This window comes from Methylobacterium frigidaeris, from assembly GCF_022179185.1.
Taxonomy (GTDB): Bacteria; Pseudomonadota; Alphaproteobacteria; order Rhizobiales; family Beijerinckiaceae; genus Methylobacterium; species Methylobacterium frigidaeris.
This window is the reverse complement of the sequence record NZ_BPQJ01000004.1, coordinates 42,640-57,951: the sequence shown is the minus strand read 5'-3', so window position 1 is coordinate 57,951 and position 15,312 is coordinate 42,640. Positions and strand designations below refer to the sequence as shown.

Genomic DNA, 15,312 nt, shown 5'->3' with positions numbered 1-15,312 from the left:
GCTCACCCGCGCCAGCGCAGGGCATCGATCAGGGCGCGCAGCGCCGGGGTGACCTGACGGGCTGGGTGATAGAGGTGGTAGCCGGGAAACGGCAGGCACCACGCGTCCAGCACCTGGACCAGGCGTCCCGCCGCCACGTCCTCCGCGACGTCCTGTTCCAGCATGTAGCCGAGCCCGACCCCCGCCCTCAGGGCCGCCCCCGCCATGACGCCGTCATTGACGACGAGCCGGCCGCCGGGGCGCACGCGCAGCTCGCGGCCACCCTGAGCGAATTCCCATGGCAGCAGACCGCCGCCGGCGAGCCGATAGTTGATGCAGTCATGCGCCTCGAGGTCGGCGGGGCTCTCGGGCGCCGGCCGCTGAGCGAAGTAGCCGGGCGTGCCCACCACCACGGTGCGCAGGTCCGGCCCGACGCGCACGGCCAGCATGTCGCGCTCCACCGCCTCGCCGAAGCGGATGCCGGCGTCGAAGCCCCCCGCGACGATGTCGGTCAGCCGGTCGTCGATCACGACCTCGACCGAGACCGCCGGATGGTCGAGGAGGAAGCGCGGCAGCGCCGGATCGAGGACGCTGCGCGCCGCTGCCAGGAACGTCGTCACCCGCAAGCTGCCGGAGGGCGCGCCGCGCCACTCGGCGAGGCCGGCGAGCCCGCGGGCGACCTCGGCGAGCGCCGGGTCGAGGGAGCGCAGGAGCCGCTCGCCCGCCGGCGTCGGGGCCACGCTGCGGGTGGTCCGGGCCAGCAGCCGCACGCCGAGTTGGATTTCCAGCCCCCGCATCGCGTGGCTGAGCGCCGAGGGCGACAGGCCGAGCTCGGCCGCCGCCCGCGTGAAGCTGCGCGCCTTCGCCACCGCCGCGAAGGCCGCGAGATCGTCGAGCGTGCCGCGCCGCATTCCTGAGCCTCGTTCACAAACGCTTGCGACCGATCCCGGCTAATCGCCCGGGAGATCGCTCGCTATCCATGTCCCACCATCGAGGACATGCAACAATGGATCTGTCGCATTACCGCACGCTCGGCCGCTCGGGGCTGGGCGTCAGTCCGCTCGCGCTCGGCACGATGACCTTCGGCACGGCCCGCTGGGGACTCGACGAGGCGGGGGCCCGGGCGGTGTTCGACGCCTATGTCGCGCAGGGCGGCAACTTCGTCGACACGGCCGACCTCTATGCCGGGGGCGAGAGCGAGGCGATGCTCGGCCGCTTCATCGCCGAGCGCTCCTTGCGCGACCGGATCGTGCTGGCGACCAAGGCAGGCTTCGCGGCCGGGGCCGGGCCGCATGCTGGCGGCAACGGCGCCAAGCACCTCCACGCCGCCCTCGACGGCTCCCTGCGCCGCCTGCGGACCGATCACATCGATCTCTACTGGCTGCATGTCTGGGACGGCGTCACGCCGGCCGAGGAGATTCTGGAGACGACGTCCGGCTTCGTGCGGGCCGGCAAGATCCGCTACTGGGGCGTGTCGAACGCGCCCGCCTGGCTCGCCGCCAAGCTGGCGACGCTCGCATCCTTGCGCGGCCTGCCGGGGCCGATCGCGTTGCAATACTTCTACTCGCTGGTGAGCCGCGAGGTGGAGGACGAGCACATCCCGCTCGCCAGCGAGTTCGGAATGGCGATGGTCCCCTGGTCGCCCCTGGCCTACGGGCTCCTGACGGGCAAATACGACCGCGCGACCGTCGAGGCGGCAGCCCCGCGGGGGGCGGGCCTGCCGGGGGAGGCCGCCCCGGCCGGCGGGGCGCGACCGGCCGGAGACAAGCGGCTCGACGGCGCCAACCCGTTCGGCGACAGCCTGTTCACGCCGCGCAACTGGGACATCGTGGCGGCGCTTCGGCAGGTGGCCGAGGCGCTCGGGCAGCCGCCGGCCCGCGTCGCGCTCGCCTGGGTGATGGGGCGGCCCGGGGTCGCCTCGACCCTGATGGGCGTGAGCCGCCCGGACCAGGTGACGGACAACGTCGCCGCGCTCTCGCTCGTCCTGCCGCCCGAGCACCGCGCCACCCTCGACGCGGCGAGCGCCCCGACGGAGCCGCGGCTGATCTACGCCCTGTCGCGCCCAGCCCTGCGGAGCCAGGTCGTGTTCGGGGGGGCGCAGGTATCCGGGATGGCGGCCGTGCCGGGGTGAGGCTCTAGGCAGAGTTACATGGCGCAGCTCTGCTTAGATTCTTGTTTTTGCGTCATTTTCGCCGCCGAACCGGTGGCCGTTTCGGCGAATGATGCTTAGCCGTTCAGCAGCGCCAACCCCGCCTCGTGCAGCCGCTTGTCCCCCGCCGCCACGATCCGCCCGCCCTTGGCGGCGGACTCCCCCTCCCAGGTCGTGACGATTCCGCCGGCGCCCTCGATCACCGGGATCATCGCCACGATGTCGTAGGGCTTCAGCTCGGCCTCGACCACGAGGTCGATATGGCCGGCGGCCAGCATGGCGTAGGCGTAGCAATCGGCGCCGTAGCGGGCGAGGCGGCAGGCCGTCTCGACCCTCTCGTAGGCCTGCCTGTTCGACGTGCCCGCGCCGAACAGGCGCGGGTCGGTGGTGTGCAGGATCGCGTCCGACAGGTCGCTTTTCCGGCGGGTGCGCAGGCGGCGGCTGCCGTGGGGCCCCTGGTAATGGGCGGCCTCGCCGTCGCCGAAGAAGCGCTCGCCGGTGAAGGGCTGGTTCATCAGGCCGTAGCAGGGCACGCCGCCGCGGGTCAGGCCGATCAGGGTGCCCCAGATCGGCAGGCCGGCGATGAAGCCGCGGGTGCCGTCGATCGGGTCGAGCACCCAGACGTATTCCGCGTCCTCGTGCTCGGAGCCGAATTCCTCACCCAGGATGCCGTGGTCGGGGAAGCTGCGCTTGATGAGCTGGCGCATCACCGCCTCGCCGGCCCGGTCGGCCTCGGTGACCGGGTCGAAGGCGGCGTGGCCCTTGGCCTTGTCCTCGGTGGCGAAGGCCGCGCGGAAGAAGGGCAGGATGGCCTGGCCCGACTGGGTGGCGAGCTCGTCCACGAACCGCGCGAAATCCACCACGCTCATGCTGTCCCCGCTTCCCGCTCGCCTGGGCCCGCGGCCCGCTCCAGCCGGATCGAAAGAGCGGCGCGGCCCCCGCGTCAAGCCCCGGGGCCATCGCCTCGGGACTTTGGCGCCTCAGGCTTCTTCGTGCTCGGGCGCGTGCTCGGGCTCCCGAGCCGGGGCAGGGGAGGGGGCGGCGGCCGCCCCGTCGCGCAAAGCCTCCAGGCAGGCCTCGACGCCCTCGCGCAGGGAGACCGCGTAATGGTCGGCGCCGAGCGATTCCCGAGCGCCGGGATCGCTCAGGACCGCGTCGTCCATCGGCCACAGCCCGACCAGCACCTGCGCCTCCGGAGCCCGGCGCCGCACCCGCTGGACGAGGTAGCGCAGATGGGCCGGCGTGCCGCTGATCTCGAGGTAGGAGATGCAGATCATCCGCGCCCCGGCCGCATCGAGCGAGCCGATCTCGGCCCGCGACACAGCCTCGAACGGCACCACGCGAGTGCCGAAGCCGTGTTTCTCGAGGAGCTGGGCCAGCATCATCGAGGCGGCCTCGTCGAGGGGGCCGCGGCCGGCGACGCAGAGCACCGCACCCTCGCGCCGCCAGTCCTCCGGCAACTGGTCCGGGGCGGGCGCGTCCGGCACCGCGGGGGCGGCCTCACACGGCGCCTCCTCGTCCTGGCGGCCCGACAGGAGGCGGCCGGCGAGCGTGGGCTTCGTCTCCGGCGCCACGTCGTCCCGGTCGGCGAGGTCCTCGATCAGCTGCGCGATGCCGACGCGGATGCGCTCGAGCTGGCTCTCGGTCAGCACGCCGCGGCGGGCATCGGTGGCGGCGAGCTGGAGGCCCTTGAGCGCCACCTCGTCGTAGTACGAGGAGAGCGAGCACTGGGCGAGGATGGCTTCCGCCAGCTCCTGCGCCTCGTCCGGATCGTCGGCCAGCATGCGCTGATAGAAATTCTCGACCGGGGTCAGGGCCGGGCGGTCGCCGAACAGCACGTCGAGGAATTCGAGCTTGTCGACGTGGCGGCCGAGCACGACGAGGCAGACGGTGAGCGGCGTCGAGAGCAGGAGCCCCACCGGCCCCCACAGCCAGGTCCAGAACAGGGCCGAGACCAGTACCGCGAAGGGCGACAGGCCGGTCGAGTGGCCGTAGACCAGGGGCTCGATGAACTGGCCGACCAGGGGTTCGAGCACGATGAACAGGGCGGCGGTCGCCAGCACCATGTTCCAGCCCGGATCGACGGCGGCCGCCAGCATCAGCGGCAGCAGCGCCGACAGGAAGGCGCCAATATAGGGCACGAAGCGCATCAGCGCGGTGAAGATGCCCCACAGGATCGGGTTCGGCACGCCGATCAGCCACAGCCCGATGCCGATGACGAGACCGAATCCGGCATTGAGCGCGAGCTGGACCAGGAAGAACCGGCTCAGGCGCCGTGCCGCATCGTCCATCGCCACGGTGGTGCGGTGCAGGTCGCTCGACCCGACGAGACGGATCATCCGGTCGCGCAGGTCCTCGCGCTGCACCAGGATGAAGATCAGCACCACGAAGACGATGCCGAGGGTGGCGAGCGGCGAGACCACCGGGGCCAGCACCTTCTCGGCGAGCTCGACCGGGCTCGGCTCGCGGTCGCGCATCTCGACCAGAACCGGCTTGTCGGGGTTCTGCACCGTCGGCGGCGGGGCGGGCTTGCCGGGCGCGGGCTTCTCCTCCGGCTTCTGCTCCGGCGCTCCGGCCTGCTGGATCTGGTGGTTGATGCTGCGCAGATAGCCGGCCAGATCGCCGAGGGGGCCGGCCTTCAGGTTCTCGGCCTTCTGGGCGATGGTGCGCTGGTAGCGCGGCAGGCCGGTCGAGAGGTCGGCGACCTGCATGCCGATGAGACCGCCCAGACCCGCCACCACGGCGAGCAGCAGCAGCACCGCGACGCCGACGGAGGGGATCCGCCCGAGCCGGGCTTTGCGCAGCAGCGCCACCAGCGGCCCGATCACGAAGCTGAGCAGCACCGCGATGGCGATCGGGATCAGGATCTCGCGGCCGAAATACAGAGCCGCCACGATCACCGCCGCGATGACCAGCGGCGCCGCGAGGCCGTCGCCGGGGGTTTCGGCCGCCTGCACCCGGGCCGGCTTCATCGGAAGGATCCGCCGGGAATCGTCTCGTCCATCCGCCATGCGACGCACACTCACTCGCGCGCGGCGCTCGCCGTCTCGCCACGCTTCCACGGGTGAGGAACGGGATGGGCGGAGAAACGATCCGCCGTTGACCCTGGGCGAACCTGTCGAAAAAGTGATCGGGCCTACTCGATGCGCACCATCACGCTGTCGCTCGCCCCCGTGGCGTCCAGCACCGAGATGCGCACGAAGCCGGCGCCGTCGGGCTGCCACTCGGCCTGGCGCCGGTCCGATTCGGTCACCGGCAGGCCGCCGACGAGCCAGATCAGCGGCAGGGTGCCGCCGAGCGCCTTGAGGGCGAGGCCGGCGGGAAGGCCCTCCGCGGCCCCGAGATCGATCCGCGCCCCGTCCGGCGGGTAGGCGATGCGCAGGCGGTCCGTCGGGCCGGCGTCCCGGCGCAGGTGGCGCAAGGGCGGCGGCAGGGCGGAGGTCGTCGCCACCAGGGCGTCGCGGGGGCGCGGCACCGGCTCGGGGTCGCCGCCGAGGCGCGCCACCGCGTCGAACAGCAGCGGCGCGGCGGCGGTCCGCCCGACGAGGCCCGGCACCCCGGCCCCGTCCGGCCGCCCGAGCCACACCGCCACGGTGTACCGGCGATCGAAGCCCACCGCCCAGGCGTCGCGGTAGCCGTAGGACGTGCCGGTCTTGTAGGCGAGGCGGTTCGGCAGGGCGCTCTCGGGCGGCGGCGTGCCCCGCAACACGTCCGCGACGTACCAGGCTGCCACGGGCTCGGCGATGCGCGGCAGGGCCGCGCCTGCCGCCGGGCCGTCGAGGCGCCTGCGCAGCACCGGCACCTCGCCGCCGCGGGCGAGGCCGGCATAGAGCCGGGCGAGGTCGGTGAGCGTGATCCCGAGGCCGCCCAGCGCCACCGGCAGGCCGGGCGCGGAATCCCGCGGCAGGAGGATGGACGCGCCGGCCGATCGCAGGCGGGCGAGGAAGCGGGCCGGCCCCACCGCCTCCATCAGCTCCACGGCCGGCACGTTGAGGGAGAGCTGGAGCGCGCGGCGCGCCGTCACCGTGCCCTGGAAGGTGAGGTCGAAATTCTCCGGCGCGTAGGAGGCGCCGAACCGGGACGGGCGGTCCTCGATCAGGGTCTCGGGATGGGCGAGGCCTGATTCGAACGCCATGGCGTAGACGAAGGGCTTCAGCGCCGATCCCGGCGAGCGGACCGCTGCCGTCATGTCGATGGCGCCCGACCGGGTCGCGTCGAAGTAGCCGGCGCTGCCGATCTGGGCCCGCACCTCGCCGGTGGCGTTGTCGATGACGAGCGCCGCCGCCGACAGCCCGGGCCCGAGCGCCGCCGCCCGCTCGGCCACGAGCGGTTCGAGCCGGGCCTGCAGCCGCGCGTCGAGGGTGAGCCGATGGACGGCCCGGCCCGGCTCCTGCGCCACCGCCGTCTCGGCGGCGTGGGGGCCGAGCATCGGGAAGGGTTTTCGGGAGTGCGGCACCGGCTCCGCCTTGGCGGCCGTAGCGTCCGCCGCCGGCACCACGCCGCGGGCGGCCGCGATGTCGAGCACCCGGTCCCGGGCCCGGCGGGCTGCTTCCGGGAAGCGGTCGGGCCGTCGCCCCTCCGGCGCCTGGGGGAGCGCCACCAGCAGGGCGGCCTCGGCCAGCGTGAGGCGCGCCGGCTCGCGCCCGAAATAGGCGAGGCTCGCCGCCCGCAATCCCTCGACCGGCCCGCCATAGGGCGCGAGCGCGAGGTAGAGCCGCAACACCCCGTCCTTGCCGAGGCGCCGCTCCAGCGCGATCGCCCGTGCGATCTGGCGCAGCTTCGCCGTGAGCGAGCGCTCGCCCCGCGGCTCGACGAGGCGCGCCACCTGCATCGACAGGGTCGAGGCCCCCGACACGATCCGCCCCGCCGCGAGCCACTGCCCGGCAGCGCGCAGCAGCGCCATCGCGTCGACCCCCGGATGCGCCCGGAAGCGCCGGTCCTCGTAGGCGGTGAGCATGGCGAGGAAGCGGGGATCGACGGCGTCGGGCTCGAGCGGCAGCCGCCAGCGGCCGTCCGCGGTCGCGAAGGGGCGCAGGAGGGTGCCGGCCCGGTCGAGGACGATGGTGGAGCGGGCCTGCGCGGCGGTGAGGTCGAGGGGTGGGAGGTGGGCGAGGATGCACCCGAGCCACGTAACGCCGGCAAGAGCCGGTCCCGCCGTGAGGCCGCCGAGAGCCAGGATGGCGCGGCGGCGGGTCATCCGTGTCGTGCGCGCTCCCATCCCCTCATCCTACCGTCGGCTCCGCCCGATTCTGCCGTACTTCGTGGGCGGAGGCGACAGGGCGAAGGGGGATGATCGCCGGATCGGACCGAATCCGTGCGATCGGCCTCGACGCAGGCGCTGTCTGCGACCTGCATCGCGCCGGACCCCTGAGGATGTCGCCTGCTCCCGCGCTCACGCCCCCGTCTCGGCGGGGGCCTTCTTGCCCGCAGACCAGCCGCTGCGACGGACGACGCTCGACACGGCCTTCGCCAGCGGGATCAGCAATCCGCCCGCGACAAGGCCGACGAGGCCCGACGCCGCCGCCGTCACCAGCCACTCGACGAGGCCCCGGACCGACGGCAGGAGCGACCCGAGGCTCGCCGCCGCTTCATGCGCCGCATGCGCAGGGGCCGACAGGCCATACTCCTCCAGCCCGTGCACCAGGATGCCGCCGCCGACCCAGATCATCGCGGCCGTGCCGACGATGGCGAGGAGCTTGAGCAGGATCGGCATGCCCTTGACCACGCCTCGACCGATTCCCCGGACGACGCTCCCGAAGGGCGGTCCCGCCTTGCTGCGGGCGAGGGCGAGCCCGGCATCGTCCGCCTTCACGATGAGGGCGACGACGCCGTAGACCGCCACGGTGATGCCGATGCCGACGATCGCGAGGACGGCCGCCTTCATCCAGAAGCTGCCCTCCGGCAGGGCGGCCAGGGTGATGGCCATGATCTCGGCGGAGAGAATGAAGTCGGTCTTGATGGCACCCGCCACACGGCGCTCCTCCAGCGCCGGGTCGTGTCCCGTACCGGCCTGGGGCGCCTCCTCGTGCCCGTGCGCACCATGCGGGACCAGAGCCTCGTAGACCTTCTCCGCGCCCTCGTAGCAGAGATAGGCGCCGCCCAGCATCAGGAGCGGGGTGATCGCCCACGGCGCGAAGGCTCCGAGGGCGAGGGCTCCCGGAAGCAGGAACAGGATCTTGTTGCGGAGCGACCCCAGCGCGATCTTGCCGACGATCGGGAGTTCTCGCTCGGCCGCGAAGCCGACGACGTAGCGCGGCGTCACGGCCGCATCGTCGATGACGACGCCGGCGGCCTTTGTTCCGGCTCTCGCCGCCTGCGCCGCGACATCGTCGAGGGACGCGGCCGCCGACCTGACCATGAACGCGACGTCGTCCAGCAGAGCCAACAATCCGACGCTCACGGAACCTCCCAGCGCATGACAGCTTCGCTGAAAACGGACCATGGCAGCTTTGGATCCGCGACGCGATCCGCACCGGGGCCGCCGCGGCCTCCGTTCGCCCCCTAGAGGAACGGCGCCGGATCCTTCGGGTCCCGCGCCGGCTTCACGTCGCGCCGGTTCCACCACCCCCCGCCCAGCGCCTGGAACAGCGCGGCGGTATCCGCGTACTGGTTGGCCTGCGCCTGGGCCTGGGTCACCACGGCTTGCAGATAGGCCGACTGGGTGATGAGCAGCGAGGCGCTGCTGACCGCGCCGAGGCCGAACTGCTTGCGCACCAGTTCCACGCTCTCCCGGCTCGCCTTGACGGCGGCGTTGGCAGCCGCCACCGCGCGGCCGTCGGCCTGGAGGGCGCGTAAGCAATCCGCGACGTTCTGGTAGGCGGTGATGACGGTGGCGCGGTACTGGGCCTGGGCCACACCCAAGTTCTCCTCCGCCGCCTGCTGGCGCCGGAAGAGGGTGCCGCCGTCGAAGAGCGGCTGGGCCACCGCGCCGGCGATGGTCCAGAGGCTGGCGGCCGGGTTGAGGAGCGCCGCGAAGTTGGTGGCGCTGGCGCCGACCGCGCCCGAGATGGTGAATTGCGGCAGGCGGTTCGCCACCGCGACGCCGACCTGGGCGCTCGCCGCGTGCACCGCGGCCTCGGCCGCCTTCACGTCGGGACGCTGCTCGATTAGCCGCGAGGGCAGGCTCACCGGCAGGGAGCGTGGCAGGTGCAGGGAGGCCAGCGTGAAGGTCTGGCTCACCTCCTCGCTCGGGAAGCGGCCGGCGAGCGCCGTCAGGAGGTTGCGCTGCTGCGCCAGCGCGCGTTGCAGCGGCGGCAGCACTTGCTGCGACTGGGCGAGAAGCGCGATCTGCTGCACCACATCAGCGCCCGCGACCTGGCCGGCATTCTGCTGCTTGGTGATGAGGGAGAGGAGATCGGTCTGGGCCTGGATCACCTTCTCGGTCGCGGCGATCTGGGCCCGCAGGGAAGCCTCCTGGATCGCCGCCGCGACCACGTTGGCGGTCAGCGCGAGGTAGGCCGCCTCGAGCTGCCAGAACTGCCCCTCTTCCTGTGCCGTCTGCGATTCCAGCGCCCGGCGGGTGCCGCCGAACACGTCGGGGGCGAAGCTCACCGTCACCTGCGGGGTGACGAGGCTGTAGAGCAGCGAATTGTCGTTGAGGGGCGATTGCAGGTCGCCGCCCGGGGCCTTGTTGTACGAGCCCTGGCCGCCGAAGGCGACCTGCGGGAAGAGCGCGCCGCGCTGCGCCTCCGTGGTGGCCCGCGCCGCCCGGAGCGAGGCCTGGGCGGCTTCGAGGTTCGGGTTGCGGGCGAGCGCCTCCGCCACCAGGCTGTTGAGGGCCCGGGAGCGGAAGAGCGTCCACCACTCGCCCGGCACGTCGCGCCCGGTCGCGAAGGTCTGGCTCAGCGCGCCGCTGCGGCTTTCCTCGGCGCTCAACCTCGGATCGCGCAGCCCTTCCTTGGTGTAGCGGGTGACCGGCGGCGGCGTCGCGCCCTGGAAATCGGGCCCGACCATGCAGGCCGAGGCCGACGCGGCCGCGAGGGCGGTCGCCAGGATGCGGGCCGCGGTGCGCGCGGCGGGGCGTGGCGCGCCGGCTCCCGGGGCGCCGTCGCCCAAGCCCTTGTTCCCCGAGACCTCGTCACCCGCGACCCGGCCAGCCGGCGCCGCTTCGGGCGGTGTGGCAGGCACGGCGGCGCGCGGGACCGGGATCGCGGTCGAGAGGCGCAGGATGGCGCGCATGGAAGGGGGCATGCTGGCGGGTGCGGGGGAAGGCGCGTCGGGTCGGGCCTGCATCTATCTCACTCCGCCGGCTCGGGCTGTCGCGCCGGGGCGACAGGCGCCCGCGGACGGTGGCGCGAGAAGGCCGCGATCAGCACCGGCAGCACCACCAGGATCAGGATCGGGGCGAGCAGGATGCCGCCCACCACCACCAGCGCCAGCGGCTTCTGCACCTGCGAGCCGATGCCAGTCGAGACGGCCGCCGGCAGCAGGCCGACGCAGGCGGCGACGCAGGTCATCATCACCGGGCGCATGCGCACGTCGGCGGCGTGGTGGATGGCCTGTGCCCGGGCCCAGCCCTCGTCCATCAGCTGGTTGCAGTAGGAGAGCAGGATCACGCCCTCCATGGTCGAGATGCCGAACAACGCGATGAAGCCGATCGCCGCCGAGACCGAGAACGGCGTAGCCGTGAGCACCAGGGCGAAGATGCCGCCGATCAGCGCCATCGGGATCACGCTCAAGGTGAGCAGCGTGTCGGTGAGCGACGCGAAATTGACGTAGAGCAGGAGCGCGATCAGCCCGATCGTCACCGGCACCACGAGCTTCAGCCGTGCGATCGCCCCTTGCAGGTTGCTGAACTCGCCGACCCATTCGAGGTGGTAGCCGGCCGGCAGCTCGACCTGCTCGGCGACGCGCTTCTGCGCCTCGATCACCGCGCCGCCGAGATCGCGCCCGCGCACGCTGAACTTGACCGGGATGTAGCGCTCCTGGTTCTCGCGGTAGATGAAGGCGGCGCCCGAGACGAGTTCGACCCGGGCGATTTCCGAGAGCGGCACCTGGACCACGCCGCCGCTCGGCGGCGTCACGCCGACCGTGATGTTGCGGATCGTCTCCAGCGAGCGGCGGTATTCCGGCGCCAGCCGCACCCGCATCGGGAAATGGCGGTCGCTGCCGTACTCGTAGAGGTCGCCGGCGGTCTGGCCGCCGATCGCTGCCGAGATGGTGGTGGCGATGTCGCCGGGAGCCAGGCCGTAGCGGGCGGCTCGCGCCCGGTCGATATCGATGCGCACGGTCGGCTGGCCGAGCGAGGTGAACACCGCGAGGTCGGTCACCCCCGGCACCGTGGCCAAAGCCGCTTTCACCTCGTTGGCGGTGCGGGTGATCTCGCTGAGGTCGGTGCCGTAGATCTTGACCGAGTTCTCGCCCTTCACGCCGGAGGCGGCCTCCTGGACGTTGTCCTGGATGTATTGCGAGAAGTTGAACTCGATGCCGGGCAGCTCCTCGCGCAGGCGCCCCGAGATCTCGTCGATCAGCGTCTCCTTGGTGAGGCCGGGCCGCCACTGGTCGGCGGGCTTGAGCGGCGCGAAGATCTCGACGTTGAAGAAGCCGGTGGCGTCGGTGCCGTCGTCGGGCCGGCCCTGATGCGAGACGACCGTGGTCACCTCCGGATAGGAGCCGATCAGCTTGCGCATCCGCTCGACGTAAGGGTTGCCCGCCTCGAGCGAGATCGAGGCCGGCATCGTGCCGCGGATGTAGAGGTTGCCCTCCTCCAGCGTCGGCAGGAACTCGAGGCCGAGGGTGCGCATCGCGACCCCGGTGCAGCCGAGCATCGCCACCGTCATCAGGATGGTCAGGAACCGGTTGTTGAGGGTGAAGCCCTGGAGCGGCCGGAACAGCGCCCGCAACACCTTGACCACGAGGGTGTCGCGCTCCTCGACGTGGTTCGGCAGGATGAGCGCGGAGAGCGCCGGCGAGACCGTGTAGGTGGCGATGAGCCCGCCGACCAGCGCGTAGGCGTAGGTCTTCGCCATCGGCCCGAAGATGTGGCCTTCGACGCCGGTCAGGGTGAAGAGCGGCAGGAAGCCCACGATGATGATCGAGGCGGAGAAGAAGATCGCCCGGTTCACCTCGCGCGCCGCCGACGCGATCAGCCCGAGCTTGACCCCGCTGCCGCGTTGGGCCGGCCCTTTATGCTCGGCGAGGTGGCGGAAGATGTTCTCAACCATGATCACCGTCGCGTCGACGATGAGGCCGAAATCGATCGCGCCGAGGGACAGGAGGTTGGCCGATTCGCCCCGCGCCACCATGATGGCGATGGCGAAGCCGAGCGCGAACGGGATGGTGGCGGCGACGATGATCGCGCTCTTCAGGCTGCCGAGGAAGAGCCACTGCACCAGGAACACCAGCACCACGCCGAAGACGAGGTTGTGCATCACCGTGTGGGTGGTGGTGTGGATGAGCGCGCTGCGGTCGTAGAGCGGCACCACCTGCACCCCCGGCGGCAGGATGCCGGAGGAGTTGATCTTCTGGATCTCGGCCTCGACCCGCTGGATCGTCGGCAGGCTCTGGCCGCCGCGGCTGAGCAGCACGATGCCCTCGACGATGTCGCCGTCATTCTCGTGCCCGACCATGCCGAGGCGCGGCGCGTTGCTGACCTGCACCTCCGCCACGTCCTTCACCAGGACCGGCACACCGTTCACCTGCGTGATCATGGTGTTGCGGATGTCGTCCATGTCGCGGATCAGGCCGACGCCGCGCACCACCGCCGATTGCTCGCCGACATTGAGGGTCTGGCCACCGACATTGGTGCTCGAGTTGTTGAGAGCCGTGACGAGCTGGACGAGGGTCAGCCCCTGCGCCTGGAGCTTGCGCAGATCGACCGCGACCTCGAACTCCTTGGTCTTGCCGCCGAAGGCCGACACGTCGACGACGCCGGGAATCGCCTTGAAGCGGCGCTGCAGCACCCAATCCTGCAGGGTCTTCAGGTCGGTCGCGGAGAAGCCCGGGGGGCCGGCCACCTGGTAGCGCATGATCTCGCCGATCGGGCTCGTCGGCGAGATCTGCGGCTGGGCGTTGTTGGGCAGGGGCGCGAGCTGCGACAGGCGGTTGAGCACTCGCTGCAGCGCCTCCTGGTAGGTGAAGTCGTAGGTGAACTGGATCTTCACGTCCGACAGGCCGAACAGCGAGATCGTCCGCGTCACCGTGGCGTTCGGGATGCCGGCGAGCTGCACCTCGAGCGGGATGGTGATGTAGCGCTCGATCTCCTCGGCCGACTGGCCCGGATTCTGGGTGATGACGTCGACGAGCGGCGGCACCGGGTCCGGATAGGCCTCGATGTTGAGCTCGCGGAAGCTCGCGTAGCCGACTCCGAGCATTGCCAGGAACAGGAGCAGCACCAGCACCCGCTGGCGCAGGGCGAAGTCGATCAGGCGGTTCATGGTGCCCCTCTCGCGGGGTTTGGAATCAGGAGGCCGGGCTTCAGCAAGCCGGGATTCGGGAGGCCGGAAATCAGGAAGCCTTGTCGCCGGAGGCGGCGCGGTCGATGAACAGGCTGCCGCGGGTCACCACGCGCTCGCCGACCTTGAGCCCGTCCACGACCTGGACGAGGCCGCCGCCGGAGAGGCCGAGGATCACGTTGCGCGACGCGATGGCGCCGTCCGGCCGCTCGACCCAGACCCGGGCGCGGGCGCCCTCGTAGACGATCGCGGAAGCCGGGATCGCCGGGGCGCTCTCGTCGCGGCCGGTCAGGATCGTGAAGGTCGCGAACATCTCGGGCCTGAGCAGGCCCTCGGCATTGTCGATCTCGGCCCGTACCGGCAGGCGGCGCGTCGCTGGGTCGAGGGCAGCCGCCATGTAGTTGATGCGTGCCGTGAACACCCGGCCGGGGAAGCCGATCACGCTGGCCTCGAGCTCCTGGCCGAGCTTGATCCGCGGCACCTCGGTCTCGCGCACGTTGGCGACGAGCCACACCGTCGAGAGGTCTCCGATGACGAAGGCCGGGTCGCTGCCGGAGGCGAGGTACTGGCCGAGGCCCACCTTGCGCTGCACGATGGTGCCGGTGATCGGCGCGCGGATCTCGGTCTCGGGGCTCATCGCGCCGCTACGCGCGAAGGCGTCGATCTCGGCATCCGACTTGCCGAGGAGGCGCAGGCGGTTGCGCACCGCCTGGAGCGCGGCCTCCGCCGAGCGCTGGTCGCTCTGGGCGGCGATCACGTCGTTCTGGGCCTGCTGCCAGTCCTTCAGGGCCACGGCCTTGGCCTGGAACAGCTCCTGCAGCCGGGCCGCCACGGTCTGGTTGAGCTTGAGCAGGGCCGAGTTCTTGGCGAGCGCGTTCGTCGCCGCCTGGAAGTCGTTGAGGGCCGAGACCATGTCGGCAGCCTCCAGGGTGAACAGCACCTGGTTGGCCTTTACCCGGTCGCCGGCGCGGACCATCACCTTGGTCACCCGACCCGCATAGGGTGTGTAGACCGGGACGTTGTCGTCCTCGTTGACGCCGATCCGTCCCTCCGCGAAGCCCTCGGGCCGGAAGTCCCGGGCCTGCACGGTCTCGATGCCGAAGCTCGCGCGCTGCTGCTTGCTCGGCCGGAAGACCGGCGCCGCCACGGTCTCGCCGGCCTCCGGCGCCTGGCCCTCGACCCCCTGACGCTGCGCCAGAAGCTCTTCCAGGCGCTCGCGCACGGGCGCGAGGGCGGGCACGAACCCGATCGCCAGGCCGGCCCCCGCGAGGAGCAGGATCGTGACGGCCCAGGCGAGGCCGCGCCGCCGCCGCGCCGGTGCCCGGGAGGTCAGAAGCTCCTTGGTCAGAGGGGTGTTGGTGTCCATCGCGCGCCGACCATTCGCCGGGGCGGTGCGGCCGGCCCGGGATCTCCTGGCGACCGGCCCTGCGACAGGGTGGCGTCCGAGCGGTCCCGGGCCGGCCGACCGGCCCCTGTCCGTGCCTCGAGTCCGGGAACTGCCGGGTGGCCTGCCCTGTCCCAGCGTCAGATCCATGACAGGGACGGACGACGAAGCAGAATCCGGGCCGGGGCGCCGCACCTTGCGGAAGACACCCCGAGATCGTCTCTTGGCGAGCAAACCCAAGCCAAGTCAAGGTTGGCCGGGAACGCCTCGATCCGCGGCGGGGGCATAGCTCCGGATCCCGCGAGGGCGAGTGATGGGCGCGGAAAAGTTCATGAATGCGAGTGGTTTGGAGGATTTGTAACGATATGTTCAGCGGTGTGGATTAATCCGTTCGGACGATGTCGGGC

General features: G+C 71.8%; 9 protein-coding genes. 1 reads left to right on the top strand and 8 read right to left on the bottom strand.

Annotated elements, in window-relative coordinates; all coding sequences use genetic code 11:
• Window positions 1-2: 2 nt before the first annotated feature.
• Window positions 3-890 carry a LysR family transcriptional regulator gene (locus MFF64_RS05370; protein WP_238189979.1) on the bottom strand — a complete coding sequence of 296 codons (888 nt, stop codon included), beginning with the start codon at window positions 888-890 and terminating at the stop codon, window positions 3-5.
• 95 nt (window positions 891-985) lie between these two features.
• Between MFF64_RS05370 and MFF64_RS05365 the strand changes: the two genes are divergently transcribed.
• Complete coding sequence (locus tag MFF64_RS05365; protein WP_238189977.1) at window positions 986-2,110, top strand: aldo/keto reductase; 1,125 nt, start codon at window positions 986-988, stop codon at window positions 2,108-2,110.
• Between the two features lie 95 nt (window positions 2,111-2,205).
• On the opposite strand, the gene hisN is transcribed toward MFF64_RS05365, so the two are convergent.
• The 7 genes from hisN to MFF64_RS05330 form a co-directional block, all read right to left on the bottom strand.
• Window positions 2,206-2,997, bottom strand: a complete 792-nt coding sequence (hisN, locus tag MFF64_RS05360) for a histidinol-phosphatase (RefSeq protein WP_099904141.1) — start codon at window positions 2,995-2,997, stop codon at window positions 2,206-2,208.
• Between the two features lie 111 nt (window positions 2,998-3,108).
• Window positions 3,109-5,100, bottom strand: a complete 1,992-nt coding sequence (locus tag MFF64_RS05355; RefSeq protein WP_238189974.1) for an AI-2E family transporter — start codon at window positions 5,098-5,100, stop codon at window positions 3,109-3,111.
• Between the two features lie 164 nt (window positions 5,101-5,264).
• Entirely contained in the window at window positions 5,265-7,325 is a 2,061-nt protein-coding gene (pbpC, locus tag MFF64_RS05350; protein ID WP_238189971.1) for a penicillin-binding protein 1C, read from the bottom strand.
• Window positions 7,326-7,520: 195 nt separating this feature from the next.
• On the bottom strand, window positions 7,521-8,528 hold the full coding sequence (locus MFF64_RS05345; protein WP_099902672.1) for a DUF808 domain-containing protein: 1,008 nt from the start codon (window positions 8,526-8,528) through the stop codon (window positions 7,521-7,523).
• Window positions 8,529-8,629: 101 nt separating this feature from the next.
• A complete protein-coding gene (locus tag MFF64_RS05340; protein WP_238189968.1) occupies window positions 8,630-10,306 on the bottom strand; it encodes an efflux transporter outer membrane subunit in 1,677 nt (558 codons plus the stop codon).
• 59 nt (window positions 10,307-10,365) lie between these two features.
• Window positions 10,366-13,503 (bottom strand): efflux RND transporter permease subunit, encoded by a 3,138-nt coding sequence (locus MFF64_RS05335; RefSeq protein WP_099907865.1) that lies wholly within the window; start codon window positions 13,501-13,503, stop codon window positions 10,366-10,368.
• 70 nt (window positions 13,504-13,573) lie between these two features.
• Window positions 13,574-14,887: an efflux RND transporter periplasmic adaptor subunit gene (locus MFF64_RS05330; protein ID WP_099907867.1), complete on the bottom strand. Its 1,314-nt coding sequence runs from the start codon at window positions 14,885-14,887 to the stop codon at window positions 13,574-13,576.
• Window positions 14,888-15,312: the final 425 nt, after the last annotated feature.